The following is a 21,469-nucleotide window of genomic DNA, read 5'->3' on the forward strand; positions in this document are numbered from 1 at the left end:
TTGAAATCGACCCTTACGCTGCGGCGTGGCTCCAAAATCTTATTGCGCGCGACGTCATTGCACCAGGCGATGTCTATTGCGGCGACGTTCGCGACTGCCGACCGAAAGATTTGGCGCGATACAATCAGGTCCATCTCTACGCCGGCATTGGGGTCTGGTCATACGCACTCCGCCGTGCGGGAGTCGATGATTCTGCGAACGTGTGGACGTTCAGCGAGCCTTGCCAACCTTTCTCCGCGGCAGGCAAAAGACTTCGATTTGCTGACGAGCGATACCTGCGCCCCTACACGCACCATCTCGTCGACCAGTGCCGCCCTGCAATCTGCCTTGGCGAGCAAGTCGCGAGCAGCGACGGACTTGCTTGGCTCGACGTTGTTCAATCTGACATGGAAGGAGCGGATTACGCCGGCGGGGCGATCGATACCTGCTCTGCGGGCTTCGGCGCGCCGCACATCCGGCAGCGACTGCGAATTGCCTACGCTTCCGCGGAGTGGTTGGCCGACGCCGCAAACGGCCGACGTGAACCTAGACCGCGGCAGTCTGGATTACAAGCAAGCCAAGTTCGAGACGACGCCATTTCCAAATCTGGCGCTCACATCTGCAATGGCCAGTTGGCCGACTCCCACGACGCGGGATCACAAGGATGGGGCGGAATGCCCAAATGTCCCGTTGAACGCCCTCTTGGGGCGCGTAGCGTGGTTGGCCAGTTGGCCGACGCCGACGAGCAGCATGGTGACAGAACAAGACGTGGCGCAGGCTATGACGGCCGGCAACAGCGAAGCACGACAGCCTTATGCAGAGTCGAGGATATTCGCATCCTGGCCGACGCCAATGGCAGGAACGCCAGCACAGAAGGGCTACAACGAAGCGGGGTCGACGGACTCCAGTCGCAAGACGGCGGCGCTGTGCGGGGCGGATATCCGGGGCTCGGGCATAATTCCAGACCCGAATTGGAGCGGTCCGGCCCGACTAACGGTTTCTGGTCAAATTGTGACTGGCTCCTCTGCCGGGATGGAAAATGGCGGCCAGTTGAACCCGGCACATTCCCGCTGGCTCATGGGGCTTCCTCCCGTGTGGGACGATTGCGCGCCTACAGAAACGCGGTCGACGGCGAAGCGACGACGGAATTCTGCCGCGCTGTAGCGCATGTGTTCGGACTTTAGGCGGCCAAATCCCGTTCCACCAAGCCCCGCAGTTCCGCCGTCACCTCCGGACGCTGCCCGAACCACAACTCGAAGCCGCGCACCGCCTGGTGCAGAAGCATCCCGAGCCCGTCGGCTGTTCGCAATCCGCGCGCCTCCGCGGCCGCCAGTAGCGGCGTTCGCAACGGCACATAGACGAGATCCGCCACCACCGCGCCGGCCGGCAGCGTCTCGACCGGTACACCCAATGCGGGTTGGCCATGCATTCCGAGCGACGTCGTGTTGACCAGTAGCCCCGCGCGCGGCAGCAGATCGGCTAACGCACCCCATTCCGCCGCGGTACCGCCGAGCTGCCCCACCAGTTGCGACGCCCGCTCCATGGTTCGGTTGACCACCCACACCTGGCGCACACCCCGTTCCATCAGCCCGAACACCACTGCACGCGCAGCGCCACCGGCGCCGAGCACGATCGCTTCCCCTGCGCTGTCCCAGCCTGGCGCGTCCGAGTCCAGGTTCGCTAGAAACCCCTCGACATCGGTGTTGGTCGCGCGCAGCGTCCCTGCCTCGTCAAACCATAGCGTGTTGGCGGCGCCGACTGCCCTCGCCCGATCGTCCGGCGCGCTCAGTCCTAACACCCGTTCCTTATGCGGGATCGTGACGTTCGCACCAACGAATCCCGACCGCGCCATGTTGCCTACGAATTCCGCCAGTTCTTCCGGCGGGACCGCCTCAATGACGTAGCCGCCCTCGATCCCGTAGTGCCGTAACCAGTGGTGATGGATCAGCGGCGAGCGCGAATGCGCGGCTGGCCAGCCGATCAGGCATGCGCTTGGTGCCCGTGCCGTCACTTCCCGCACCTGATCGCCGGCATGCCTTCACCTTTCACCAGGTCGAAGTCGTAGAAGGCTTTCCCCACGCTGACACGCAGGCGTTTCCCTTTCCGCAGCTTGCCGACCGTACCGCTCGGGTCCGCGAGCCACGGATAGAGCACATCGCCCGACTGGCTGACCATTGCCATGTGCGAACTCACCGGGCCATCGTCGAACCTGTAGGACACGCCCACATCGCCCCAACCGATCCGTCTTCCCCACGTAAGCCGCGGCTGCACCTCGCCGTTCAAGCAGCCCACGAGCAGCGTTGCGTCGCCGCTGGTTGCGCTCGCCCATGTCAATTGTCGGTCGGTCATGCGGTCCTTTTCGCTCGTGACGGTCCAGGCGAAACAAGGTGACGTCGACAGTATCGACATCGTGGCAATTACGGCAGTTAGCGCTCTCATGTGTGTGCTTGGTCCCGGTCCGGTTGTTCCGAGATCGTTTCTAATTGGGCCTACTGAGACGGAATAGTGCAATTTCGTGTTGATCTTCCGTGGTCGGGAATTCCGAGCGGTTGATTTATAAACTTATAATTTTGGTCCGATTTGGAGCGCATCGAATTATTATTTCGTCAAAAATCACTGCGGCGCATTGTTGTTTCGCGAGATGTCAACAAATAAGTTCTGAACACTAGAAGAGAACAGCGCAAGCCATTGATTTCGTTGATAAGAACAGAAAGAACACAAAGAACAGACGAATCCTATGGAGCCCCACCAACATTTTTGCACATGCACCATTTTCCATTTCTAGTATCTATATCTATGTGTTCTTACTGTTCTTTGTGTTCAACCTATTGGAAAATCGACGCTTTTCGCGAAATTAGACTGGTGTTCGGACTGTTCGGACTGTTCAGCGCTGCAATTTTATGTTGACAGTCCGAATTGCATCGCTAAGGTGCGCCTATCAACAATGGAGACCGCACCGAATGACCGTCGCTCATATCCTCAACTGCGTCTATCCCGGCGAGCCGCGGGACAGCATAGAAGTTCCGTTCGCGGACATCATCAAGCGTTACGGCGGCGAACATGCCGACAGCGGATGGTGTTCTGACGAGCGTGACATGAGCGCCGAATTTCCGAACCTGACCGAATCGCAGATGCGGGATATCCGCGCCGAAGTGCTCGCGCTCGGTTGTACGTCGGCCGAATGGGCGCACCGTGCCCTGTGGCGCATCAAGATTGTTCCGAAGGCAACGCCGAATGCCGACGGCGAATGGCGCGAGGTCGAGGTGGATCTTTACGACGGTATGTCATGGCTCGATTATGTCGCCGTGTTCGGAGATGATGTGCCGGACACGCACGCGCTTGTGGCGGTAGAGCGCGCGCCTGATGTGTGAATGGGGCGGTGGTGACGGTCGACCCGTCAAGAAACAGTGCCCGGAGTCGGGATTGAAGCAGCACCGCAGGGACGCGCATCGGCGGCCGGCGCGATCCGTCGCAAAGCTCTGGCATATCCGGATTCAGCGTCGCTGTGAATACAATGGGCTTTACTCCGTCGATGATTGGCGAGCCTACCGCGAATGGCTCGTGTGGCCCAAGACGTTCCGGAGCTACAAGGAAGCCGAATCGTTCATGCGCGAGTGCTTCACATTCCGTGGTCTGTTGTTCGGCAGCAAGATGTCCGCCAGCGTCGCGGAGTGTAAGCCGCACGCGTCGACCAACCGGGGAGCTTGGTAAATGACCAATCAACCCACACTCGACATTGCCGTGATCCTGAAGCACGAGACGCCCAAGGCGTACCTGGTCGACGCCGGCGAGCGCAATCCGATCTGGTTGCCTAAGTCGGAAGTGCAGTACCATGACGATGGGAAAGGCGGCATCGTTCGCCTGCCCTATTGGCTCGCGCACGAGAAAGGACTGATTTGAGATGAACCGATTTGTTTTTGTTGTTGCTGCTCTCGCCATTGCGTCATCTGCCCGAGCGGCTGAATTAGCGGCAGAGGAGAAAGCATTTATCGAGGCGTTTCTCGGCGCGTCGATCATAGTGGACAAGTGCACCGGATACGAATTGGACGTTGAGGGGATGACCAAGAACGCTGACGTGATCGGAGTAGATGGTCGGCGGCTCGCTCTAGCGTCGCTAACAGCCATCATGGCTGCTAAGGGCATGGACTACGATCGCTCGAACCTCATTCCGGAGGTAACCAGGTTTGTACGTGTCACGGCGCTATCCCTGGCCAACCGGAAAAATCCCTGTACCGATGCCAATCGAGCAGTTGCGCTTGGGTTCGTGAGGCGGAAATGACCGATTTCCAAACCACTCACGGCGCATACGGCCATTGCGCAACCGTCGATTTCCGTCGCGAGCAGAAGTGCGATCGGTGCCAGAAAGTCAAAACTGTAATGGTGATCGACACGAGCGAGCAGGAATATGCACAGTTGGCGCTTTGCCGAACGTGCATTGATCAGATGTGGGACGACCGAAAATAATTCGCTCGTGCTTCAATTATATGTTGACAGTCCGCATTACAATGCTATGTTGGCTGCATCAACAACGCACAACGAGGACGAGACAATGACCAACGAACAGATGAAGGCCGGCCGGTTCCTCGCACTGAACAAGGCTCGCCGCATGTTCCGTTTCATCATCTCCAACCTTGAAGCCGGCAACTCGGTTTCCGTCACCACCTACACCAAGTCGGTCAACTACAAGCCGAAGCACAAGGATATGTTCAAGATCATCGGCAAGGACGTCTACGTGCAGCGCGGCAAGTCTTGGGATTGCATCAACGGTTGCAAGATCACCGCGTTCGGCGACGCTGACAATCTGGTGGCTGCGTAACATGCCGCACATTGGACCTCGCGACTATTACGTTTCCCTCCGACGCGGCGAACGGACATCCCTGCTCGCTGGTCCGTTCGCGAGTCACCACGAGGCCCTGGCAAACGTGGATCGCGCGAAGGAACTGGCTTACGAAATCGATCCTCGAACGTGGTTTGATCCTCATGGCACGTGCTCCCTGCCCTTCAATCCTGCGAACCCCATGGGCAAATTGAACGATCAGCTCGGCGTGCTGCCGCGCTGTCCTGTGCCTTTGCTGAAATAATTCCCGCCAACCTCAATTATATGTTGACAGTCAACATTGCATCGCTATTATCGCGATCAAGGTTGGTCGCCGACCTACCCGCCCACTAACGGAGCAGAGCGTGCGGAACGCTCAATCGGCAAACCTAACCGGAGTAAGTCAAATGATCCTCTTGATCCTTTGGCTGGTCGTCCGGGGGTGGCGAAAAAGGAAAAGGGTCAAGCGATGGCTTCGCCTGACCCTCCGAAAACGCCGCTAACGTGACGACAGGGGCGGTTGTTCGCGCAGCCGCCCCACTCCGGGGAAGTTGAGACTAACGGGCCGCATTGTCAAGCCCAACGAGGCACCACACCATGACCACCGCCACCCTGTACGCCTTACGCCCAACTCACCGCACCGTGCGCCTCGTGCATCTCGACGGCCGCCCCTTTTGCGAAGCAGGCTTCCCCACGTCCGGCCCGTGCGATCCTGGCGCCCCGTGGGCGTGGATCCTCGATACGGTCTCGCGCGAGCTGGAATGCGCGGAGGAGATGGTTGGGTGTGCTGAATCCGACGATGGCGACGTCGTGACGGTCGACGGCCTGCCCGTGTACCGGGTGGAAATTGTGCGCCTTCTGCCGTAATTATTGTTGACAGTCCGCTTTGCATTCGGATAACGTCAGACTCAGAGCGCAGCATCCACTAGGGAAGCCGGACCGGTCTTAGTTACCCGGTGCTAGTGGCAAAAGCTCTCAACACGGCGACGGTCGGGACTGCAGACGCGTTCGCTCCTATTGGGAAGGTCTCGGCATGTTTCTCGACACTGGTCTTATGAAATTGATCGCCATGCGAGAAGCACAAGCGATGTTTCGCGCTCGGATGCTGCAGGCGGCCGTGTCCAACAACATGCCGCCGGAGGAACGCAAGGCGCCTCGTACAGCGGCGCGATATCGCATCAACGGACAACGCGAATGCGAGCGCCGGCGGAAGCAGATGGCAGCGGGTCGCCTCACGGCGGCGAATGGGCTGGTGGCGTGATGCTCATGTGGTGCGGATGGTACGCAATCGCGGCTTCGTGGCCGCTGTGGTGGGGCTTCCATGTCAAAGATTGAGCTAACGGCGGGAATGCGCGTGCGGTGTGTGAACAACGAGGGCGGGTTCGGCGAAATGCTCACGCTCGGCGCGGAATATCGCGTGCGCGTCGCAGATGACGAATTGGTGGCCGTCGACCCCGTCGAATCGCGAGATGATATTTCGGGACTGCGAAAGACTGCGTTCATACCGTCGCGCTTCAAGCCGATCGTCCGCGTTAAAGCCCCTTCCCGTCCGTCACTCGATATCCTTCTGAAACGCGCCGTTGCCGTGGTCGAGCGCATGACGCCGGCCGAAAAGGAAGCGATGCGCGAGGCACAACGGCAATCGTGGGTTCGGGGTGAGCTGGAATTATCCGCGATGGAGCGTGGCGAGACGCAATGCATCCGCGAAGGCATCGACGCCTTGACGGGCGAACGTCACATCTTCGCCGGCGCCGGTTACTAACCATGGCTGACACTCCCGCATTCGTCCGGTGCATCGACAACAGCCTGCAGCGCGATTTGCTCGACGTCGGTCGCATCTACGGGTGTGGCGGAGCGGATCGCTACGGGAATTATCTGGTCCGCGGTCAATGGCTCACCAAGTCGCGTTTCGAGCCGGCGACGTTTGAGGAGTGGAGTGCGCAGAAGTGATCCGTCACACCATCACAGAATTGCATTCGCGCCGCCCCGACGGTTCGCTGATGTATCCCGGCAAATGGAGGCTCACATGGGCCAAACTAGCGCCGGCAATGCCCTGGCAACTGATCGCGATGGATCCGGTGTCATGATCAACCGCCGGGGCTGGCTTGTCGTGCTGCTGTTTACGGTCGCCGCCGGTTGGATCGGCTACCGGTACGGCGAGCATCAGACGCAACGGAAGTGGATGACGTGGACCTACGCGCATGTGGCGTGGGAAACGAAGGGGGATCGCAATGTCGCTCGGTGACGACGCCCTCCGCTTCCTTCGCCTCCATCAACGCCACCTGGTCGCCGAGACCCGCGCCGTTTTCCAAGGTGCCATGGTGCGCGCCAGATCGGATCAGGGACTCGCCGCAACGGTGCGCCTCGACGAGCTGGAAAGTCTGATCGGCGCGGGGCTGCTCGCGCCGAGCCATGGTGGGTCGTTTTGTGTGACGGAATTGGGAGCGAAGGTGTGATCGCAAATTGGGTTCTGATCGTCACGGTTTGGGCGTATGGCAGCAACGACGGAAACGCCCTGGCCGTGCACGATTTCACAAGCAAGGAACGATGTGAGGCGGCCGCAATTGCAGCCACGCAGGGGCGCGCGGAATGGACCGGTATCAAAGCGGTATGCGTGCTGAAATGAATGCTACCGAGCGCAAATATTGCACGTGGCCACGGTGCGATTGCTCCGCGCAGTGCGTCTTACGTGCCGAGCCGCCCGTTCCGCCGCCGTCGTTTTCCGAACCGGCGCAGATAATTCGCATCGGGACGCTGCACATGGTGACGCGCGTACCCAACCGCCTCGCCGGCGCCAGGATCAACCACGAAGGGGATGTAGTATGACGCCAGAGCAGAAGGCGAGCCAACGCTTGTTCGGCGACGCGGATTTTGTGCCGGGTTTGCCGGACCTCAAACATACGGACCCGCTGAATATGCACGGTCCGAGAGTATCGTGGAACGAGATGGTGACACAGTTCATAATGTGCAGCGTCGAGACCACAGTCGGCGACTTTTACGGCGATCCGCGACCGACGAAGCGCATATATTTGGCGGGGCCAATGACACGCCTTCCGTTTTTCAATTTCCCGGCATTCTTCGAGGCGGCGGAACGATTGCGCGGCGATGGTCACGAGGTTTTTAATCCGGCGTCCTACGACGTCGCGCGCTACGGCGATCGGCTGTGGCAAGAGAACCCGACCGGGGATCCTGTGATTGCCAAGGAAAAGCACGGGTTCAATCTGCGCGCGGCGTTGGCGGCCGATCTAGCGTATATTTGTGACAAGGCCGACGCAATCGCCCTGCTCCCCGGCTGGCGAAACTCCAAGGGCGCCACTGCCGAGCACGCGACGGCCGTTGCGCTCGGGCTTGAAGTGATCGAGTTGTGACCATGGCAGACCGACGCCGAAAAAATGCAAATTGGTACGCCACCGATCCGTCAGGTGAACTGTATAGCCACATGCGCGACGGTGTGATGCTCGCCGTCCTGATGGACATCCGCGACGAGTTGCAGGCATTGAACCGCGTCGTCACGGGCTACCGAAATACGAAGGCCCTCGACGCCATGATCGAACTCGGCGCGGACATCCGCCGGCGGAAGCGGCTTGCGGCGGCTCGCAGGAAGGCTTCCAAAGAGCGGCGGTAGGTGCTACCCCACAGGCATGCTCCGAACATGCCTGCACTGCAAAGCCACAGTCGAACGGACCAAGCCCAAGACCGATCGTGAATTCTACTGCTCCAAGGAATGTCGGCGAGCGGCGCGGAAGCGGAACTGCCTGCATTGCGGCAAAGAGTTTCGGTGGTTCTCGGACAAGCCCGGTCAGAAATTCTGTTCGCTTAAGTGCAGCGCGTCTTACCATGCCAATCGGAAGGCACGTCGGCTTTTCCGGTGTCAGGAATGCGGAACGCCGTTCGAGGACTATCGTGAACGCAAGTTCTGCTCGAACCAATGTTGCATTCGGGCGATATCGCGGCGTCCGCGTCCGGCTCGATGGCTGCAGGCGGGGCAGAGTAAACCGGGGCGAATCCAATGGCTGACGAAATCCACGAGCTAGCGTTGTCGTGCGGCGCGATGGTGCTCGACGGCGTGAGCGAGACGCAATATTTGCTCTCGGCGTCGCAGCTCGCCGAACTGGTGCGCCTGGTCGGTGGCGCGGCGTTGCCGCCCTGCCCTGTGCCGTTGCCGGAAAAATCTGCGTCACAGTTTTAATTTTATGTTGACAGTCCTCGTTGCATCGCTATGTTGTTTGATGCACGACGGTCCGCGGAATGCCCTCCAAGCCGTCACTAAACCTCCACGGTCGGACCGTCGTGCACGGGGATTGCGATGGCGTCGAGCGAAACAAAGAAGCGGCTTCTGTTGAGCAAGTGGCAAGGCTTGCGTGAGGAAGTCGCCAATCTTCGAACCGAAGTCGAAGACCTTGAAGCGGAGCGCAACGCAGCGTGGAAAGATGTTGAGTCGATGCAGGACGAGCGAAATGCTCTGCAATCCGAATTGGATGACTTGCAGGGTACTCCCGCGATGGTCGACGTCCTGACCGACGTGAAATACTGGCTGCACGATGGTCTCGTTCACCATCGATTGGTTTCGGATCCGCGCGCGATCTTGCGCAAAGTAGAGGACGTGTTGGGATGAGCATGCCGACCGACAACAATCCGCATTGGGAACACCATCCGACACATGCGCTCGTGTTCTGGTGCAAGGGTCATGCTTCGGGGCGGGTCGGCGCTGATCGAGTAGAGTTGAAGCAGAACGGGCAACGTGGCGTGCACAGCGTCGCGGAATTCAAGTTGCCGGAACAGCAAATGGAATTGGACCGCTGGTTGTGGGCGTTCGAACGCGCATATGAGGCGGGGAAGCACGCCAAGGCGGCGGAAGTGCGAAAGGTGCTAGGACTATGACCGTCATCGTCTTTCCTGGCCACAAATGGAAGCATTGCACGGATCGCGAATGTCGCGGCTGCATGCTTTGCCATGGCGGACTCGCTCTGTGCGAGACGTGCGGCGCATTGGAAGGCGCACTGCCGACCGATTGTCCGGGCGAAGCGATGTCCATGTTCCTCTGCGATGAGGTCTATGCGGGCGCGCTCGATTTTCGGCGCGGCGAAGGATGGGTGCAACGCCCGTCGAAGACATGGGAAGGAATTCGAGCGTGAACGAAGTCGTATGGGGTCTGATAGCGTTCGCGCTTGTGATCGCGATTACCGCGCCCACGCCATCGCCTGCCCCGCAGCCGGCCCATGAAAAGCATTTGAGCGCGGAAGAAACCGCGACGATGGCGGCTTACTGCTTGCGTTATCCAAGTCAGCATTTCGAGCGATGCATGCGCGACAAGACGGAGATATTCGGCCAATGACCACCTGGCAGCGTTGCAAGCGAAACTGGCGATGGTGGCTTGCCTCCGTCTTTTTGAGTTGGGCTTACGACCTCACCGAGCCCGAGCAGACGTTTGTCGTCACGAAAGCGTTCGGCGACATCGCCGATGCCATGTTGGAGCTTGATGCATGACAGTTCACTTAATGACCGACATCGAAACCCTCGCGACCCGCCCCGGCGCGGTTGTCATCTCCGCCGCCTTCGTCCGCTGCACCGACGAAGCGCATATGGTGCTGAACCTCGATATTCCGGAACAGCAAGCCTTGGGCATGGAGATCGATCCCCAAACGCATGCCTGGTGGGGCGAGCAGGAAGCCAAGACGCCAGGCATTTGGGCGCGCGTGACCGAGAACCCGCTGCCGCTCGCCACCGCCCTGCCCTATATCGGCCAGTGGATCAATTGGGCGACCGGCGGCTCGGATGATTGGCTTATCTGGTGCCACGGGGCGACGTTTGACGCGCCGCTGCTCGACGAGCTGTTCCGGCGGGCCGGCGTCGCCTCGCCCTGGCGCTATTGGCAAGTCCAATGCACGCGCACCGCTTACAACCTCGCCGGTGTGAACCCGAAAGACTACGCCGTCCCGCCGCCGCATGTTGCGCTCAATGACGCGTTGGGCCAATCGCGGGCGCTTATGGCGGCCCTGGCGAAGCTCGCCCCTTCCGTGCGCCGCTATTTCCACCATCCCGAAAGCGGATCGGTATTCTTTACCGCTGACGGTTCGCATCCTGCGGAGCGTGGCGGCGGTGTCGACGCCGGTCATTGCGAAGAAATTACGGGTGGCGAATATCTCGAATTGTCGCGACGATATGGAGTTGCGGCGTGAGCAAGCCAGAGGACATTCGCATTCCCCAACCCGGCGAAGGTTGGCGCCATTACAAGGGCGGGTTCGAGAGCCTTTATCGAATTATCGGCACGGGTCATGATGAGGACGGCAACGTCGTGGTGATCTACTCGCCCTATACCTGGTCGCTAGCGCAGACGATGCCGCTTTACACGCGAAATCTCGGAGATTTCCTCAAGCAGATTGCGTTCGGCGAGGAAATCAACGGCAAGAAAATCATCCACCAGCGTTTCGAGTTCGAGCGCGACGCATGATGCAACCCAAGGGACGCCCGCACCCGAGTGGCAAGCCGATCCGCGAGCGCATCATCAAGGGGCGTTCGATCTGGCGAATTCCGGATAGCGAGTCGAACGTGCCGCGGTTGCGCGAGGAAAAGCGCGACATCGAGGCGATCGGGTTTATTCACGATTTCCGCACCGGGGACCCCGATGATGAGTAAAGACGACCGCGAAACACGCGCACGCCACTACCTGGACCGATATCGAAAGAAGCGACAGTTAATTGCCGCGATAGAAAAGCTCCATCCCGTGGAAAACGCGACGGTGATTGATGTAATCGCCGCGTTGCTTGCCGAGCCGCTTCCATGACCACAACCTGCCACGCCATCCAATATTCCGACGAGATGCATTGCCCGCGCTGCCGGCTGCGTTGGGACACGAACGACCCCGAGCCGCCGGCATGCGGCTTGAGCGTGGCGACCAGGGCGGCGGATGAGAGCTTGGAAAGGTCGAACCGGTATATTCGACGCTTGCGCGAGTCACCGCCGTTGGCGCCGCGCGAACCGTTCGCCTCCGGTCTCGCGCCCGACGCTTTTGTTGACAGTCAACGTCGCAAATGATAAGTTCGGCGGAACCTCGCCCGTTCCGTGCCCGAGCCTGTCATGTAGATGCCCGAACCGATTTCCATTCGCGTCGCCGCCGACGAGATCCTGACCGTTTCCGCTTCGGTCGGCGGCTACGGGACCGTGTTCGGCGACGGCAACGGCCAATGGACGGTGAGCGCCAAGTCGCCCTTGCGGCTCGGCGCCGGGCTTTACCGGATCGAGACGGTTACCGGCACCATTTCCCACACCGTCGAGTCCAAGGCGGTCGCCGCCCTCCAAGACACGCTGCCGCGCGCGACCGAGATCGTCGCCACCGCCGCCAACATTGCGACCAGCATCACCAGGAGACCCGCCGTGCTGCAGGATAAGTTCAAGCGTCTCGCTGAGCGCTCCAAGACGGTCCCGGTCGCCCTTGGCGACCGAGCCGATGCCGTAAGCGCGCGTTGGGACGCGATTGAGGCGCGCGGCGGCGCTGCTTTCGATGGTCACGAGGCGATCTTGACCGATGTCGAAACCGGCGTAGCGGTCGCCGAAGATGCGTTGAACCAGCTCACGAACGGGGCGCCAGTCGACCCAAACTGATTCGGCTTGCTTTGAAAGGATTCCGATATGACCGTCGTCGTTTCGTTCGTGAGGCCGCAGGGCGCCGGAGTCGTCGGGATGGGCCGCGTTCGCGTCCGTGAAAATATCACGGTGCCGGGCACGACCACGGCGACTCGCGAGGACGGTGAGATCGTCATTATTGGCAACGGTGAAACGAGCATGGTTGCGGCCGCTTGGGGTACGACGCCCGACGCTGCGGCGACCGCCGAGAGTTTCCCGACCACGAGCGCGGGCGTGTGCGTCGGTGCCGGCGCAGTCTCCTATCCGATCCACCCCAAGACCGGCGACAAGGTCAACGTCAAGGCCGTGACCTGATGCAGCGACTCGGCATTGGGTTCGGGCTGGATTATTCGGCGTCGGTGGCGGCTGGTCCCCTTGGGGGAGTGAACGGGCTGCCTTTTGCGCCCGGCGCATCAGCCGGTATTGATTTCGCCATTCCGAGATACTTGAACACGGCGGCCATCGCCGGTCTACGGGTTGCGGCTGGCGGATTGTCCGGCGCGTACTCGGAAGAAGCCTATGGCAACGCTGTACGCAATCCAACAATGACAGGATTGGTGCCGGGCGTTCTCGGTTCCGGCGGCGCGCTTCCGACCAACTGTCAGACGGGCAACAGCAGCAGCACTGCGGGCCTCACGATCACGGTCGGGGCCGGTACGATGGCGGACGGGTCACCGGGCATGACGTTGCGCTTTTCTGGCACGCCATCTGGTAGCGGCGAATATCTGCTGCAATGGGAATCTATCACCCAAATCGTCTGTAATGTAGGGGAGACATGGACTTCCGCGCTCTCGGTCGCGATTGCTGCCGGCGGCAAGATCAATGTCAGCTCGGTTCGCGTCGGCTACGTCGAGCGCACATCGGGCGGAACGTTTTCGAACACGAAGATCAAATCGATCACGCCGAAAATATCGGCAGCGGAAACACGGCAATACAACATCGCTGCCGTCACGGTCGGCGCGCGGCTCTGTCCATATTTCGGGTTTGTCTTCACTGCTGGAAACGCGGTTGATATCACGTTCCTGATCGGGAAGCCGGATTGCTTCAAGAGCGGCAAGGTACTGTCGTTCAGTTCGGCCGCAACGCGGCCAGCGGATACCTATTCGACGCCGATTCCTGCCAACTGCAACACGTTCCAAATTCAGGCCGTGGGCGGGTTGAACGACGGCACATTGCTCAACCTCGTTGACGGCAGCGGCAATGGCGTTCGGCTATACCGCAGCAGCCGCCAGCTATATGCGGCGGTTGCTGCCGCTGGGGTCGAAGGTTCTCCGCAGTTGCTTGGTCGGTGGCCCGATAGGATGGTCGGCACCGCGACCATTGCGGCGGCGCCGGGCGGCAACGTCGATCTGCGCTATAACGGAAAACCTGTCGTCTCGATTGCCGGCGGCGTGCAATACGCGACGGCCTATCTCGGCTGCAAAGCCGATGGCTCGGACCAGTGGAATGGTCGTCTCTCGACTTTTGCTGTCTGGCCCGGCGTCCAAGTCATCTTGCCGCGCAATGTTGTATCGTTTGACGACTTCATGCGGCCTGACGGCGCGCTTGGATCACTGTGGACAGGCGAGCCGTGGGTTACAGCCCCGCCGACCGGTGGCGCGGTCGTTACTCCGACGATTTCCAGCAACGCCATTGTGGCTGCTGACAGTGGCAATGCCAACACAGCAGCTTATCCTGGCTATGATTTGGGAGCCGGAAAGCGCGTCATCGAGATGGGAGCAATCATCAAGTTCGGAGCTGGCACGGCGAACAACGGCAGCGTTGGTTTGATCGCAAACCCGAATGGTCTCGGAGGCGCGGCGGACATCGTATTAGGACCGACGTTGCACATCATCTTCATCGACAATCAGGTGGATGTGGCGACGTATCTCAATAGCGTGCCGGTAAAAGTCTCAATCCCCTACGATTTCACGCTTGCGAAGGACGGAACGCCATACCGGATCGGCTGGCGGATCGACGGCAACGCCATGAACCTGCTCTTGCCTGACGGCAACGAAGCATCGGTCGTCAATGATCTCTTTCTCACCTATGGCGGGCGCTACGCGACCTTCGAGCCGTTCTGGACGGGCGCCGCAGCGGCACAGCCTCAGATCTTGGCGACATACGCTAAGGCGGCGTAGTCCACTCTCTCAGGGGGAGCCAATAATCCGATACTTCTTCGCGTGTCTGCGCCGCACCTCCCGAGCCTCCCCATAGTGAAGCGCTCGCAGCATCCCGATCCGCGCAAGCATCGTCGGCCCGTCAGTCTCGACAACCAGTAGCAGCGCCTCGCAGGCGGCTTGCCAGTGCTCATGTGCTTTCTGGTCGGCAGGTAGCGCATCGATGTAGCGGCCGGCGTCGCCAAGCGTGACCAGATCGCCCGACGGCGTGGGGATGGCCGTCTCGAACTCCCGATCCCAACCGCTCATCGGTTGCGCGCTTCCCGCTCAATCCGCACCAGCTCGGGCAATCGCAGGATCTGCTCCGCCATCCTGCGCGCGTCGTGCTTGGACAGTCGACGCATGAACCCGCGGCGCGTTGGGTCATCCTCGAAATAGACGAAGCAAAGGTTGCGTTGGGCGGAATCCTGCACCTCGAATGACTCGGCGTGCTCGACGATGCGCCAGGGCTTGGAGAACGGCTTGGGGGCGTCTCGGGACTGCGACATGACGGGAAGATATAGGCGCGGGTGGAAAATTCAACGCGCCGCTATACATTTATGTTGACAGTCCTCATTGCATGGCTATTCTCATGGTCATGCAAGTCACGGTCACATGGCACAACGCCGGCCCTCACACGATCTACGCGAAGCTTGCGGCCAGGCTCGGCAGAGCGCCGACGCACGCGGAAACCAAGGCGGAAGTCGCGCGCATCATGACCGAGTCGCTCATCGAGCGCGCGAGCGTCGGCAAGTTGAAACATCAACGGTGAGCACGTGAAAGCCCGATCGTATCGATACATTCTGAACCTGCTGCTCAATGCCGGACTGCCTTGGTCAGAGGCGCACACGATCGCGACGGAGCAAGCCCGTGGCTAGGTGGCTCGTGCTCCTATGCGTCGAGATCGCCGCCATGGCGCTTGTGGCGCACGCCGCGTTCGGTGACATGCTGGTGTGGTGACGAATGGGCATGGGAAGTCACCAGAGCGCGGCGATGATTTCGGACACGTGGCTTACGCCCCCATCTATCATCCGCGCACTCGGATCGTTCGATCTGGACCCGTGCTGTCCGCCAGTCATGCCGTGGAAAACGGCGACGGTGAACTATTCGAAGGAACAGGACGGTCTAGCGCAACCGTGGTTCGGACGAGTTTGGTGCAATCCACCCTACTCGCGTGACGCGGTAATTTGGTTGCGAAAGCTCGTGCAGCACGGCAACGGCATCGCGTTGACATTCGCGCGGACCGAAACAGCATGGTTCTTTGAGACGATTTGGCGCGCGGCCGACGCTGTTCTGTTTCTTGAGGGGCGAATCCATTTCCATCATCCAGATGGGCGTCGAGCCGATGCGAACGCGGGTGCGCCGTCGTGTCTTGTCGCATACGGCGCGACGAACGTCGACGCATTGCGCAATTCCGGAATTGCTGGCCAACTCGTGGTGCTTTCATGACTCAACTCTATCGCTCCCCTAACCTCCTGTTCGACGATCATGAGTGGCACCTGGCCGTCACGAAGCACAGCAGCACCGGTCGTGTGAGCATGCAATATTACTTCCGGCCGCTTTCCCGTGTGCGCTACCGGTGGCAACCGATTACGTCCTGGCTCACGGCGAAGCCCGATCGATTTTGGGATCGGTTTGCGTCGCACCGGAAACACGCGCGTATGGCGATCGATAACGAGAAGCGCCGCGGCGAGCTGATTGCGGAGCGGGAACGGGCGGCGGCGTGAGATGCGTAGGCGAAAGGACGACCGACCGACGCTGATTTATTGGCTCGTTGATAATGCTACTGGCGAACCGTTCTATTGCGGAAAGACGATTATTCTTCCTCATCAGCGTTTGAAGGTTCATCTGTACGAATCTTCGAAAGAAACCGATCGACCGGTATATGTCCGCATTCGCGAATGTACGGGCGGCGTGAGCCTTCATGTGATTGATGTCGTCCCTGCCGGCGGTCCCTGGTGGGATTACGAACGGGTTCATATCGATATTCTTCGATCGATCAATCCCAAGTGCGTCAATGTGACGTCGGGCGGTCAGGGTGTACCCGGTCGCATCGTTTCGGAGGAAACGCGCCGGAAATTGAGCGCGATGTTCAAAGGCAGACCGATGCACACCGAAGAAACGCGGGCGAAGCTGAGCGCTATCGGTATGGGTCGCAAGCGTTCATTGGAGTCGGTTGAGAAAGGTCGAGCAAAGATGCTTGGGCGCAAGCACTCTCCCGAATCTATCGCCAAGATGCGCGCTGTCCAAGGCGCTAGGTACGTCGGCGAAAAGGGAGAAGAATTGCGCTTAGCGATGGGGCTTCGTAGACGAGGCGTCAAAGCTTCAGCGGAAACACGTGAGAGACAGCGCGCCGCGAAGCTAGGTAAAAGGCGCACACCCGAAGAAATAGAGAAGTTACGCATTGCGAACACCGGGAAGAAAATGTCGGCGGAAGCTATCGCAAAATCCGCCGCAGCCCGCACAGGGCAGAAAAGAACACCGGAACAACGGGCGCGAATGAGTGCCGCCCACAAAGGAAAGAAGTGGAGTCAGGCGCAGCGCGATGCGATTCCGCCAGCGCTGCTCGCATCGCGACAGAGGCGTAAAGGCGGAATCTGACAATGACCAACTTTCAATTTCGCCCGCATCAAACTGCGGCTGCTGATGCCATTGAGAACGCCTGGCGAGCTGGAATCAAACGCCCGTTGGACGACATGTGTGTCGGGTCCGGAAAGTCACTCACCATAGCGGAATTGGCTCGGCGCGGTTGTGTCCGTGGTGAGCGAAGCCTCATTCTGACTCATCGGCAAGAGTTGACGAAACAGGACTGGAAGGCGTGTACGACCTTGGGTCTACAATGTGGGATCAACGCGGCTAAACTAGGTGAGCGCACCTGGCGAGCGCCTGTAATCAGTGCCATGATTCAAAGCGTCTATCGCAGCGCTCACGCGTTTGGTCCGATCCACAACATCTTCATAGACGAAGCGCATTTGATCCCGCACGCATCGTCCGGGATGTATCGCGAATTTCTGCGTGGTTTTCCGCACGCGCGCATCGCCGGGTTCTCTGGAACAGTGTTCCGTCTGCAGGGCGGCTCCTTGACCGAAGGTGAGGACGCACCTTTCGATGCGGTCGCTTACACATACTCGATCGTTGACGGAATTGGAGACGGATATTTGGTCAATGCCTTTTCAGCAGAGGCTTGCGATAAAGTCGACGTCTCAAAACTGAAAAAGAACGCGGGAGAATATACGGCAGCGTCACAAGACGATCAGATGATTGCGCTGATGGACTCTCACATAGCGCAGATGAAAATCGGCGGAGCAGACCGTAAGGCGTGGCTGATTTTTGAAGCGTCACAGAAGGCGGCGCTTGCAATGGCGGAACGTCTCACCGCATGGGGAATTCCTGCCGCCGCCATCATCGACAAAACGCGAAACCGCGAAGCCATCATCGACGCATTCAACCGCGGGCAATTGCGTGCCCTGGTCAATGTAGAAGCGCTCACCACGGGTTTCGATTCGCAGCGCATTGATTTGGTGTGCTTCCGTCGTCGGACAATGTCGCTAGGTCTTTTCATTCAGATGGCCGGCCGCGGGCTCCGGACGATCGGCGGGAACATCGAGGCGAGCATTGCGGCCGGAAAGAGGGATTGTCTTTTCTATGATTTTGCAGACCTCGTCAGTCAACACGGCCCGCTAGACTTCATCCGCCCCAAAGACACCAAGCTAAAGCTGGTTTCGTGTGAAGCTTGCAGCGCCCGCGTTCCGAGCGCCGCACGCACTTGCTGGTCCTGCGACGCAGTCATGACCAAGCTGTGCCCAGCGTGCCTGGTGGACATCGCCAAGGGAACGCTCGATTGCCCGCACTGCAAACACGACATGCGGACCGGCGGCGCGGGCGAAGCGAAACCAGCCGCGAAACTCTTGGAGACCCCGAGCGGCGCGGCGCTGATCGCGGCGTTCCGGCCGCTCGGCGAGAAGGCCGGCGGGTGGATCCCCATTCGCAAGGCGTGGTCCTCGAAAGAGGGAACGGCGATCCTGGCAGACATCAACGGTGACCAATGGGAATTGCCTGCGGCGCTGGCTGGCCATGCGATCGACGCGCGATGGCTGCGCACTGAGGCTGGACAGATCGCGGCGCTGTTGAAGCGCAATGGCTCGTCGTTGACCAGTGCGCTGCAGGTGACGGTTGATGGCGTGGTGCTGCCGGTGCCGATGCCGGCAGCGGCTGCGTAGTGTAAATATATGTTGACAGTCAGTATTGGGATGCTAGGGTGACAGAATTCGAGAACAGGTGACACATGAGAAAAGACCCTTATCAAGACCGAGCGCGTGAACTGTGCCTTGCTGCTGGCGTTGACCCCGATTCGCGCGTCGGTGAGAGTCGCGGACAGCCTGCTTGGTGCCTGTATCGTGACGTTGCACGTAAAGAGCATCTCGCACGGGAAACAGAAGCGGCGGCGGCCGAGATCGTCAATCTGCGTCCGCAGGAAGCGCGTTTTCGGAATGCCCCGCTTAAGGTGTTCGGCGAACATGACGAAGCAACGATCGCGCAAATGCGCAATTGCATGTCGGTTGGAAATGTCGTGTCGGGCGTCATCTGTGCCGATGGTCATTTAGGCTATGCGCAGCCGGTCGGCGGCGTGATCGCTTATGAAAAGCAAATCAGCATCTCGGGTGTGGGCTTCGACATCGGCTGTGGCAACATGGCGGCGCGGCTCGACGTTCCGTTCGACGAAATCAGCGCCATTGTTCCGACGATCATCCGCGACGTGGCGAGGGCGATTTCCTTCGGTGTCGGTCGCACCAATGTCGAGCGCGTAGAACACGAGTTGTTCGATGACGCAGATGCTTGGCGAGAGTCGGACATGGAAACCTATCGCCAGAAAGCCGTCGGTCAACTCGGCACCGTTGGTTCCGGAAACCATTATGTCGATCTGATGCACGACGAAGATGGCTTCGTTTGGATCGGTGTCCATTTCGGCAGCCGCGGGCTCGGGCACACGAGCGCGACGCGTTACTTGAAGGCGGCCGGCGGCAAAGACGGAATGAATGTTCCGCCCGCAGTGGTCGACGAAGATTCCGAACTCGGACGACGCTACATCGCGGCGATGCAACTCGCCGGCCGCTATTCCTACGCTGGTCGCGAATGGGTAGTTGAGCGCGTTCGCCAGATCATCGGTGGAAATATCACCGAGACCGTTCACAACCACCACAACTACGCCTGGCGCGAGACACACGATGGAAAAGACCTGTGGGTCGTTCGCAAGGGCGCGACACCCGCTTTTCCCGGTCAGCGCGGGTTCGTCGGCGGCTCGATGGGCGATGATGCCGTAATCTTGGAGGGCATGGACAGTCCGGAGGCGAAAGCGTCGCTCTATTCGACCGTCCATGGAGCCGGTCGATTGTTCGGTCGCAAGGAAGCCAAACGCCGATTCGCTCGCGAAGAAATGGACCGCTGGCTTACCGAACGCGGTGTGACGCTGATCGGTGCCGACCTCGACGAAAGTCCGATGGCATATCGCCGTTTGCCGGAAGTGCTCGCGCAGCATGCCGGTACGGTGAAGGTGCTGCATACATTGCGACCGTTCGCCGTTGCGATGGCCGGAGAGGGCGAATTTGACCCGTGGAAGGACTGACGTGACCACCACCCTCGCCCAAATTCTCGCCCTGGCCGACCGCGGCGAATCGGTCGCCGAGATTTCACGCGCCCTCTCCGTCTCACCCGGCTACGTCTACGGCATCTTGCGCGAACACCGGCCCAATCGGAAGCGCAAGCCGCGCACCTGCACCAGCGACAAGCCGCGGATGATTGTCGGGCTGGCCAAGCAGGGCATCGCGCCGGCGCGGATTGCTGTAGTGTTGGGGGTCAGTCGCGCATACACCTACCGCGTCCTGGCGGAGAATGGACAGTGAGCGAGATTTGGCTTTTCGGAGTCGTTCTGCTCGTCGGTGGAATCTGGTTATTGGTCGCCGGACCGATCTTGAGAGCCGCCGACAACACATCGTTGAGAGCTGGACTCTGGTTGAACGGGATCGATGGTGCTGAGCGCGAGCGTATCGTGCGGTGGCATCAAACCGGAAAGACCGCCGAATAATTTATGTTGACAGTCAACATTACGTCAGGCACTCTTTGCGCATCGAAGCAAACCCCTGACGTGCAATGCCCCGACTCGAATCTGACACCTACACCAACAAAGGCTCATCGCGCCTAGTCGACATCATCACGCAACATTGGCGTGACCGCGGCTATCACGGCATCGCCGTGCAGCGCTACCAGGACCCGAACTTTCCGGGCTTCTGGTTCATTCGCAGCAATATCGGCGAGTTGGGATTCCCGCCCCGGCGCCGGACAAGGGCGGTGACGGCGTGAGCACCACACAACTATTTCAAACGACCCCGCTGTCGTCCGCCGCAATCGAAGTGCTCGGGCAACTCTACGTCAATGGTCCGACGTGGGACGGTAACATCTGCTCCAAGAACGGTCGCGGCGATCTGTGCAGGGCCGGCCTAGCGTGGCACGCCCATGGTTATGCTTCGCTAACACCGGAAGGTGTGCGCGTCGCCGTCGAATGGGACCGCGCCTATCTGCGCCAGCGCAATTGCGATCGCTGGCTAAAGAAACTGCGCGACTCATGATCCCCGGTCGCATCGAAGGCGCGAACTGCACCCTCGCCGCTCCCGAGAATTGGGACAAGGATCGCGATGGCAATTGCGCGTCGCTCTCCATCCTGGCGGAGCCGACCGAATCTGGCGCTCTGCTCATGTCGTCCGTCTGGTTTCCGACGCCGGAAGAACTGCAGGCCATCGCCGCCGGCGCTCCGGTGAAGTTGTGGATTTACGGAACGCGCCACCCGCCCGTCATGTTGGGTGTGGGGACGGTTCCGACCATCGATGCGGATTGTTGACAGTCAACATACTTCTGCTAT

Annotated in this window: 39 protein-coding genes; 35 read left to right on the top strand and 4 right to left on the bottom strand. The window is 59.9% G+C overall.

The genetic code is table 11. The annotated features are described in order from the left end of the window. Positions 1-200 precede the first annotated feature (200 nt). Positions 201-1,163 (top strand): DNA cytosine methyltransferase, encoded by a 963-nt coding sequence (locus AC5ZG1_RS32055; protein ID WP_496135197.1) that lies wholly within the window; start codon positions 201-203, stop codon positions 1,161-1,163. On the opposite strand, the gene AC5ZG1_RS32060 is transcribed toward AC5ZG1_RS32055, so the two are convergent. Continuing rightward, entirely contained in the window at positions 1,160-1,990 is an 831-nt protein-coding gene (locus tag AC5ZG1_RS32060; RefSeq protein ID WP_496135198.1) for a shikimate dehydrogenase, read from the bottom strand. The genes AC5ZG1_RS32055 and AC5ZG1_RS32060 overlap by 4 nt on opposite strands. After that, positions 1,987-2,328, bottom strand: a complete 342-nt coding sequence (locus AC5ZG1_RS32065) for a hypothetical protein (RefSeq protein WP_496135199.1) — start codon at positions 2,326-2,328, stop codon at positions 1,987-1,989. The genes AC5ZG1_RS32060 and AC5ZG1_RS32065 overlap by 4 nt, the downstream gene beginning before the upstream one ends. 611 nt (positions 2,329-2,939) lie before the next feature. Here AC5ZG1_RS32065 and AC5ZG1_RS32070 point away from each other — a divergent pair. From AC5ZG1_RS32070 to AC5ZG1_RS32185, 24 genes are all read left to right on the top strand, one after another. After that, the gene (locus AC5ZG1_RS32070) at positions 2,940-3,350 is read left to right on the top strand and encodes a hypothetical protein (RefSeq protein ID WP_496135200.1); all 411 of its coding nucleotides are present in this window, start codon (positions 2,940-2,942) and stop codon (positions 3,348-3,350) included. Between the two features lie 340 nt (positions 3,351-3,690). Continuing rightward, entirely contained in the window at positions 3,691-3,879 is a 189-nt protein-coding gene (locus AC5ZG1_RS32075) for a hypothetical protein (RefSeq protein ID WP_496135201.1), read from the top strand. A gap of 1 nt (position 3,880) precedes the next feature. Continuing rightward, positions 3,881-4,258 (top strand): hypothetical protein, encoded by a 378-nt coding sequence (locus AC5ZG1_RS32080; RefSeq protein WP_496135202.1) that lies wholly within the window; start codon positions 3,881-3,883, stop codon positions 4,256-4,258. Between the two features lie 270 nt (positions 4,259-4,528). Further along, positions 4,529-4,795, top strand: coding sequence for a hypothetical protein (locus AC5ZG1_RS32085; protein WP_496135203.1), 267 nt, complete (start codon positions 4,529-4,531; stop codon positions 4,793-4,795). A gap of 597 nt (positions 4,796-5,392) precedes the next feature. Beyond that, positions 5,393-5,662: a hypothetical protein gene (locus AC5ZG1_RS32090; RefSeq protein ID WP_496135204.1), complete on the top strand. Its 270-nt coding sequence runs from the start codon at positions 5,393-5,395 to the stop codon at positions 5,660-5,662. A 454-nt stretch (positions 5,663-6,116) separates the two neighbouring features. Then, positions 6,117-6,557: a hypothetical protein gene (locus AC5ZG1_RS32095; RefSeq protein ID WP_496135205.1), complete on the top strand. Its 441-nt coding sequence runs from the start codon at positions 6,117-6,119 to the stop codon at positions 6,555-6,557. 2 nt (positions 6,558-6,559) lie between these two features. Next, positions 6,560-6,745 (top strand): hypothetical protein, encoded by a 186-nt coding sequence (locus AC5ZG1_RS32100; RefSeq protein ID WP_496135206.1) that lies wholly within the window; start codon positions 6,560-6,562, stop codon positions 6,743-6,745. 76 nt (positions 6,746-6,821) lie between these two features. After that, the gene (locus tag AC5ZG1_RS32105) at positions 6,822-7,040 is read left to right on the top strand and encodes a hypothetical protein (protein ID WP_496135207.1); all 219 of its coding nucleotides are present in this window, start codon (positions 6,822-6,824) and stop codon (positions 7,038-7,040) included. Beyond that, complete coding sequence (locus AC5ZG1_RS32110; protein WP_496135208.1) at positions 7,027-7,251, top strand: hypothetical protein; 225 nt, start codon at positions 7,027-7,029, stop codon at positions 7,249-7,251. Before AC5ZG1_RS32105 ends, AC5ZG1_RS32110 begins: the two co-directional genes overlap by 14 nt. Further along, complete coding sequence (locus AC5ZG1_RS32115; RefSeq protein ID WP_496135209.1) at positions 7,248-7,421, top strand: hypothetical protein; 174 nt, start codon at positions 7,248-7,250, stop codon at positions 7,419-7,421. Before AC5ZG1_RS32110 ends, AC5ZG1_RS32115 begins: the two co-directional genes overlap by 4 nt. A 196-nt stretch (positions 7,422-7,617) precedes the next feature. Beyond that, positions 7,618-8,163 (top strand): DUF4406 domain-containing protein, encoded by a 546-nt coding sequence (locus AC5ZG1_RS32120; protein ID WP_496135210.1) that lies wholly within the window; start codon positions 7,618-7,620, stop codon positions 8,161-8,163. A 71-nt stretch (positions 8,164-8,234) separates the two neighbouring features. Then, positions 8,235-8,420 (top strand): hypothetical protein, encoded by a 186-nt coding sequence (locus AC5ZG1_RS32125; protein ID WP_496135211.1) that lies wholly within the window; start codon positions 8,235-8,237, stop codon positions 8,418-8,420. A 384-nt stretch (positions 8,421-8,804) separates the two neighbouring features. After that, the gene (locus AC5ZG1_RS32130; protein WP_496135212.1) at positions 8,805-8,984 is read left to right on the top strand and encodes a hypothetical protein; all 180 of its coding nucleotides are present in this window, start codon (positions 8,805-8,807) and stop codon (positions 8,982-8,984) included. 117 nt (positions 8,985-9,101) lie between these two features. Continuing rightward, positions 9,102-9,410, top strand: coding sequence for a hypothetical protein (locus AC5ZG1_RS32135; RefSeq protein WP_496135213.1), 309 nt, complete (start codon positions 9,102-9,104; stop codon positions 9,408-9,410). Further along, the gene (locus AC5ZG1_RS32140; RefSeq protein ID WP_496135214.1) at positions 9,407-9,676 is read left to right on the top strand and encodes a hypothetical protein; all 270 of its coding nucleotides are present in this window, start codon (positions 9,407-9,409) and stop codon (positions 9,674-9,676) included. Before AC5ZG1_RS32135 ends, AC5ZG1_RS32140 begins: the two co-directional genes overlap by 4 nt. Continuing rightward, positions 9,673-9,930: a hypothetical protein gene (locus AC5ZG1_RS32145; RefSeq protein WP_496135215.1), complete on the top strand. Its 258-nt coding sequence runs from the start codon at positions 9,673-9,675 to the stop codon at positions 9,928-9,930. Before AC5ZG1_RS32140 ends, AC5ZG1_RS32145 begins: the two co-directional genes overlap by 4 nt. Before the next feature lie 196 nt (positions 9,931-10,126). Next, positions 10,127-10,282 carry a hypothetical protein gene (locus AC5ZG1_RS32150; protein ID WP_496135216.1) on the top strand — a complete coding sequence of 52 codons (156 nt, stop codon included), beginning with the start codon at positions 10,127-10,129 and terminating at the stop codon, positions 10,280-10,282. Continuing rightward, a complete protein-coding gene (locus AC5ZG1_RS32155) occupies positions 10,279-10,974 on the top strand; it encodes a 3'-5' exonuclease (RefSeq protein ID WP_496135217.1) in 696 nt (231 codons plus the stop codon). Before AC5ZG1_RS32150 ends, AC5ZG1_RS32155 begins: the two co-directional genes overlap by 4 nt. Beyond that, positions 10,971-11,246: a DUF1653 domain-containing protein gene (locus tag AC5ZG1_RS32160; protein WP_496135218.1), complete on the top strand. Its 276-nt coding sequence runs from the start codon at positions 10,971-10,973 to the stop codon at positions 11,244-11,246. Before AC5ZG1_RS32155 ends, AC5ZG1_RS32160 begins: the two co-directional genes overlap by 4 nt. Continuing rightward, a complete protein-coding gene (locus AC5ZG1_RS32165; protein ID WP_496135219.1) occupies positions 11,243-11,431 on the top strand; it encodes a hypothetical protein in 189 nt (62 codons plus the stop codon). Before AC5ZG1_RS32160 ends, AC5ZG1_RS32165 begins: the two co-directional genes overlap by 4 nt. Further along, a complete protein-coding gene (locus AC5ZG1_RS32170; RefSeq protein WP_496135220.1) occupies positions 11,424-11,579 on the top strand; it encodes a hypothetical protein in 156 nt (51 codons plus the stop codon). The genes AC5ZG1_RS32165 and AC5ZG1_RS32170 overlap by 8 nt, the downstream gene beginning before the upstream one ends. A 299-nt stretch (positions 11,580-11,878) precedes the next feature. Next, positions 11,879-12,397 carry a hypothetical protein gene (locus AC5ZG1_RS32175; protein ID WP_496135221.1) on the top strand — a complete coding sequence of 173 codons (519 nt, stop codon included), beginning with the start codon at positions 11,879-11,881 and terminating at the stop codon, positions 12,395-12,397. Positions 12,398-12,424: 27 nt separating this feature from the next. After that, positions 12,425-12,733: a hypothetical protein gene (locus AC5ZG1_RS32180; RefSeq protein ID WP_496135222.1), complete on the top strand. Its 309-nt coding sequence runs from the start codon at positions 12,425-12,427 to the stop codon at positions 12,731-12,733. Next, positions 12,733-14,538: a hypothetical protein gene (locus AC5ZG1_RS32185; RefSeq protein ID WP_496135223.1), complete on the top strand. Its 1,806-nt coding sequence runs from the start codon at positions 12,733-12,735 to the stop codon at positions 14,536-14,538. The genes AC5ZG1_RS32180 and AC5ZG1_RS32185 overlap by 1 nt, the downstream gene beginning before the upstream one ends. A gap of 9 nt (positions 14,539-14,547) precedes the next feature. Here the strand turns inward: AC5ZG1_RS32185 and AC5ZG1_RS32190 are convergent, their stop codons facing one another. Together AC5ZG1_RS32190 and AC5ZG1_RS32195 are read right to left on the bottom strand one after the other, a co-directional pair. Continuing rightward, entirely contained in the window at positions 14,548-14,826 is a 279-nt protein-coding gene (locus tag AC5ZG1_RS32190; RefSeq protein WP_496135224.1) for a hypothetical protein, read from the bottom strand. Continuing rightward, positions 14,823-15,065, bottom strand: a complete 243-nt coding sequence (locus tag AC5ZG1_RS32195) for a hypothetical protein (protein WP_496135225.1) — start codon at positions 15,063-15,065, stop codon at positions 14,823-14,825. Before AC5ZG1_RS32195 ends, AC5ZG1_RS32190 begins: the two co-directional genes overlap by 4 nt. An 83-nt stretch (positions 15,066-15,148) precedes the next feature. Here AC5ZG1_RS32195 and AC5ZG1_RS32200 point away from each other — a divergent pair, with 83 nt between their 5' ends. From AC5ZG1_RS32200 to AC5ZG1_RS32245, 10 genes are all read left to right on the top strand, one after another. Further along, positions 15,149-15,328: a hypothetical protein gene (locus AC5ZG1_RS32200; protein WP_496135226.1), complete on the top strand. Its 180-nt coding sequence runs from the start codon at positions 15,149-15,151 to the stop codon at positions 15,326-15,328. A 197-nt stretch (positions 15,329-15,525) separates the two neighbouring features. Then, complete coding sequence (locus tag AC5ZG1_RS32205) at positions 15,526-16,005, top strand: DNA N-6-adenine-methyltransferase (protein WP_496135227.1); 480 nt, start codon at positions 15,526-15,528, stop codon at positions 16,003-16,005. Then, the gene (locus tag AC5ZG1_RS32210; RefSeq protein ID WP_496135228.1) at positions 16,002-16,283 is read left to right on the top strand and encodes a hypothetical protein; all 282 of its coding nucleotides are present in this window, start codon (positions 16,002-16,004) and stop codon (positions 16,281-16,283) included. The genes AC5ZG1_RS32205 and AC5ZG1_RS32210 overlap by 4 nt, the downstream gene beginning before the upstream one ends. 1 nt (position 16,284) lies before the next feature. Continuing rightward, the gene (locus AC5ZG1_RS32215) at positions 16,285-17,157 is read left to right on the top strand and encodes an NUMOD3 domain-containing DNA-binding protein (protein WP_496135229.1); all 873 of its coding nucleotides are present in this window, start codon (positions 16,285-16,287) and stop codon (positions 17,155-17,157) included. A 2-nt stretch (positions 17,158-17,159) separates the two neighbouring features. Then, positions 17,160-18,776, top strand: coding sequence for a DEAD/DEAH box helicase (locus AC5ZG1_RS32220; RefSeq protein ID WP_496135230.1), 1,617 nt, complete (start codon positions 17,160-17,162; stop codon positions 18,774-18,776). 65 nt (positions 18,777-18,841) lie between these two features. Then, positions 18,842-20,179, top strand: a complete 1,338-nt coding sequence (locus tag AC5ZG1_RS32225; protein ID WP_496135231.1) for an RtcB family protein — start codon at positions 18,842-18,844, stop codon at positions 20,177-20,179. Between the two features lies 1 nt (position 20,180). Next, positions 20,181-20,456 carry a hypothetical protein gene (locus AC5ZG1_RS32230; RefSeq protein ID WP_496135232.1) on the top strand — a complete coding sequence of 92 codons (276 nt, stop codon included), beginning with the start codon at positions 20,181-20,183 and terminating at the stop codon, positions 20,454-20,456. A gap of 247 nt (positions 20,457-20,703) precedes the next feature. Continuing rightward, positions 20,704-20,913, top strand: coding sequence for a hypothetical protein (locus AC5ZG1_RS32235; protein ID WP_496135233.1), 210 nt, complete (start codon positions 20,704-20,706; stop codon positions 20,911-20,913). Beyond that, on the top strand, positions 20,910-21,179 hold the full coding sequence (locus tag AC5ZG1_RS32240) for a hypothetical protein (protein WP_496135234.1): 270 nt from the start codon (positions 20,910-20,912) through the stop codon (positions 21,177-21,179). Before AC5ZG1_RS32235 ends, AC5ZG1_RS32240 begins: the two co-directional genes overlap by 4 nt. After that, the gene (locus AC5ZG1_RS32245; RefSeq protein ID WP_496135235.1) at positions 21,176-21,448 is read left to right on the top strand and encodes a hypothetical protein; all 273 of its coding nucleotides are present in this window, start codon (positions 21,176-21,178) and stop codon (positions 21,446-21,448) included. Before AC5ZG1_RS32240 ends, AC5ZG1_RS32245 begins: the two co-directional genes overlap by 4 nt. Positions 21,449-21,469: the final 21 nt, after the last annotated feature.

This window comes from Bradyrhizobium sp. Leo78 (assembly GCF_059512425.1).

Coding starts and splice junctions, on each gene's coding strand:
- AC5ZG1_RS32105 (WP_496135207.1), top strand. CDS start 6,822: ATGGGCCAAACTAGCGCCGGCAATGCCCTGGCAACTGATCGCGATGGA.
- AC5ZG1_RS32150 (WP_496135216.1), top strand. CDS start 10,127: ATGACCACCTGGCAGCGTTGCAAGCGAAACTGGCGATGGTGGCTTGCC.
- AC5ZG1_RS32110 (WP_496135208.1), top strand. CDS start 7,027: ATGTCGCTCGGTGACGACGCCCTCCGCTTCCTTCGCCTCCATCAACGC.
- AC5ZG1_RS32205 (WP_496135227.1), top strand. CDS start 15,526: ATGGGAAGTCACCAGAGCGCGGCGATGATTTCGGACACGTGGCTTACG.
- AC5ZG1_RS32065 (WP_496135199.1), bottom strand. CDS start 2,328: ATGACCGACCGACAATTGACATGGGCGAGCGCAACCAGCGGCGACGCA.
- AC5ZG1_RS32225 (WP_496135231.1), top strand. CDS start 18,842: ATGAGAAAAGACCCTTATCAAGACCGAGCGCGTGAACTGTGCCTTGCT.
- AC5ZG1_RS32170 (WP_496135220.1), top strand. CDS start 11,424: ATGAGTAAAGACGACCGCGAAACACGCGCACGCCACTACCTGGACCGA.
- AC5ZG1_RS32220 (WP_496135230.1), top strand. CDS start 17,160: ATGACCAACTTTCAATTTCGCCCGCATCAAACTGCGGCTGCTGATGCC.
- AC5ZG1_RS32200 (WP_496135226.1), top strand. CDS start 15,149: ATGGTCATGCAAGTCACGGTCACATGGCACAACGCCGGCCCTCACACG.
- AC5ZG1_RS32245 (WP_496135235.1), top strand. CDS start 21,176: ATGATCCCCGGTCGCATCGAAGGCGCGAACTGCACCCTCGCCGCTCCC.
- AC5ZG1_RS32085 (WP_496135203.1), top strand. CDS start 4,529: ATGACCAACGAACAGATGAAGGCCGGCCGGTTCCTCGCACTGAACAAG.
- AC5ZG1_RS32095 (WP_496135205.1), top strand. CDS start 6,117: ATGTCAAAGATTGAGCTAACGGCGGGAATGCGCGTGCGGTGTGTGAAC.
- AC5ZG1_RS32120 (WP_496135210.1), top strand. CDS start 7,618: ATGACGCCAGAGCAGAAGGCGAGCCAACGCTTGTTCGGCGACGCGGAT.
- AC5ZG1_RS32155 (WP_496135217.1), top strand. CDS start 10,279: ATGACAGTTCACTTAATGACCGACATCGAAACCCTCGCGACCCGCCCC.
- AC5ZG1_RS32235 (WP_496135233.1), top strand. CDS start 20,704: ATGCCCCGACTCGAATCTGACACCTACACCAACAAAGGCTCATCGCGC.
- AC5ZG1_RS32165 (WP_496135219.1), top strand. CDS start 11,243: ATGATGCAACCCAAGGGACGCCCGCACCCGAGTGGCAAGCCGATCCGC.
- AC5ZG1_RS32185 (WP_496135223.1), top strand. CDS start 12,733: ATGCAGCGACTCGGCATTGGGTTCGGGCTGGATTATTCGGCGTCGGTG.
- AC5ZG1_RS32135 (WP_496135213.1), top strand. CDS start 9,102: ATGGCGTCGAGCGAAACAAAGAAGCGGCTTCTGTTGAGCAAGTGGCAA.
- AC5ZG1_RS32210 (WP_496135228.1), top strand. CDS start 16,002: ATGACTCAACTCTATCGCTCCCCTAACCTCCTGTTCGACGATCATGAG.
- AC5ZG1_RS32075 (WP_496135201.1), top strand. CDS start 3,691: ATGACCAATCAACCCACACTCGACATTGCCGTGATCCTGAAGCACGAG.
- AC5ZG1_RS32080 (WP_496135202.1), top strand. CDS start 3,881: ATGAACCGATTTGTTTTTGTTGTTGCTGCTCTCGCCATTGCGTCATCT.
- AC5ZG1_RS32140 (WP_496135214.1), top strand. CDS start 9,407: ATGAGCATGCCGACCGACAACAATCCGCATTGGGAACACCATCCGACA.
- AC5ZG1_RS32180 (WP_496135222.1), top strand. CDS start 12,425: ATGACCGTCGTCGTTTCGTTCGTGAGGCCGCAGGGCGCCGGAGTCGTC.
- AC5ZG1_RS32145 (WP_496135215.1), top strand. CDS start 9,673: ATGACCGTCATCGTCTTTCCTGGCCACAAATGGAAGCATTGCACGGAT.
- AC5ZG1_RS32215 (WP_496135229.1), top strand. CDS start 16,285: ATGCGTAGGCGAAAGGACGACCGACCGACGCTGATTTATTGGCTCGTT.
- AC5ZG1_RS32100 (WP_496135206.1), top strand. CDS start 6,560: ATGGCTGACACTCCCGCATTCGTCCGGTGCATCGACAACAGCCTGCAG.
- AC5ZG1_RS32125 (WP_496135211.1), top strand. CDS start 8,235: ATGCGCGACGGTGTGATGCTCGCCGTCCTGATGGACATCCGCGACGAG.
- AC5ZG1_RS32070 (WP_496135200.1), top strand. CDS start 2,940: ATGACCGTCGCTCATATCCTCAACTGCGTCTATCCCGGCGAGCCGCGG.
- AC5ZG1_RS32190 (WP_496135224.1), bottom strand. CDS start 14,826: ATGAGCGGTTGGGATCGGGAGTTCGAGACGGCCATCCCCACGCCGTCG.
- AC5ZG1_RS32175 (WP_496135221.1), top strand. CDS start 11,879: ATGCCCGAACCGATTTCCATTCGCGTCGCCGCCGACGAGATCCTGACC.
- AC5ZG1_RS32090 (WP_496135204.1), top strand. CDS start 5,393: ATGACCACCGCCACCCTGTACGCCTTACGCCCAACTCACCGCACCGTG.
- AC5ZG1_RS32195 (WP_496135225.1), bottom strand. CDS start 15,065: ATGTCGCAGTCCCGAGACGCCCCCAAGCCGTTCTCCAAGCCCTGGCGC.
- AC5ZG1_RS32130 (WP_496135212.1), top strand. CDS start 8,805: ATGGCTGACGAAATCCACGAGCTAGCGTTGTCGTGCGGCGCGATGGTG.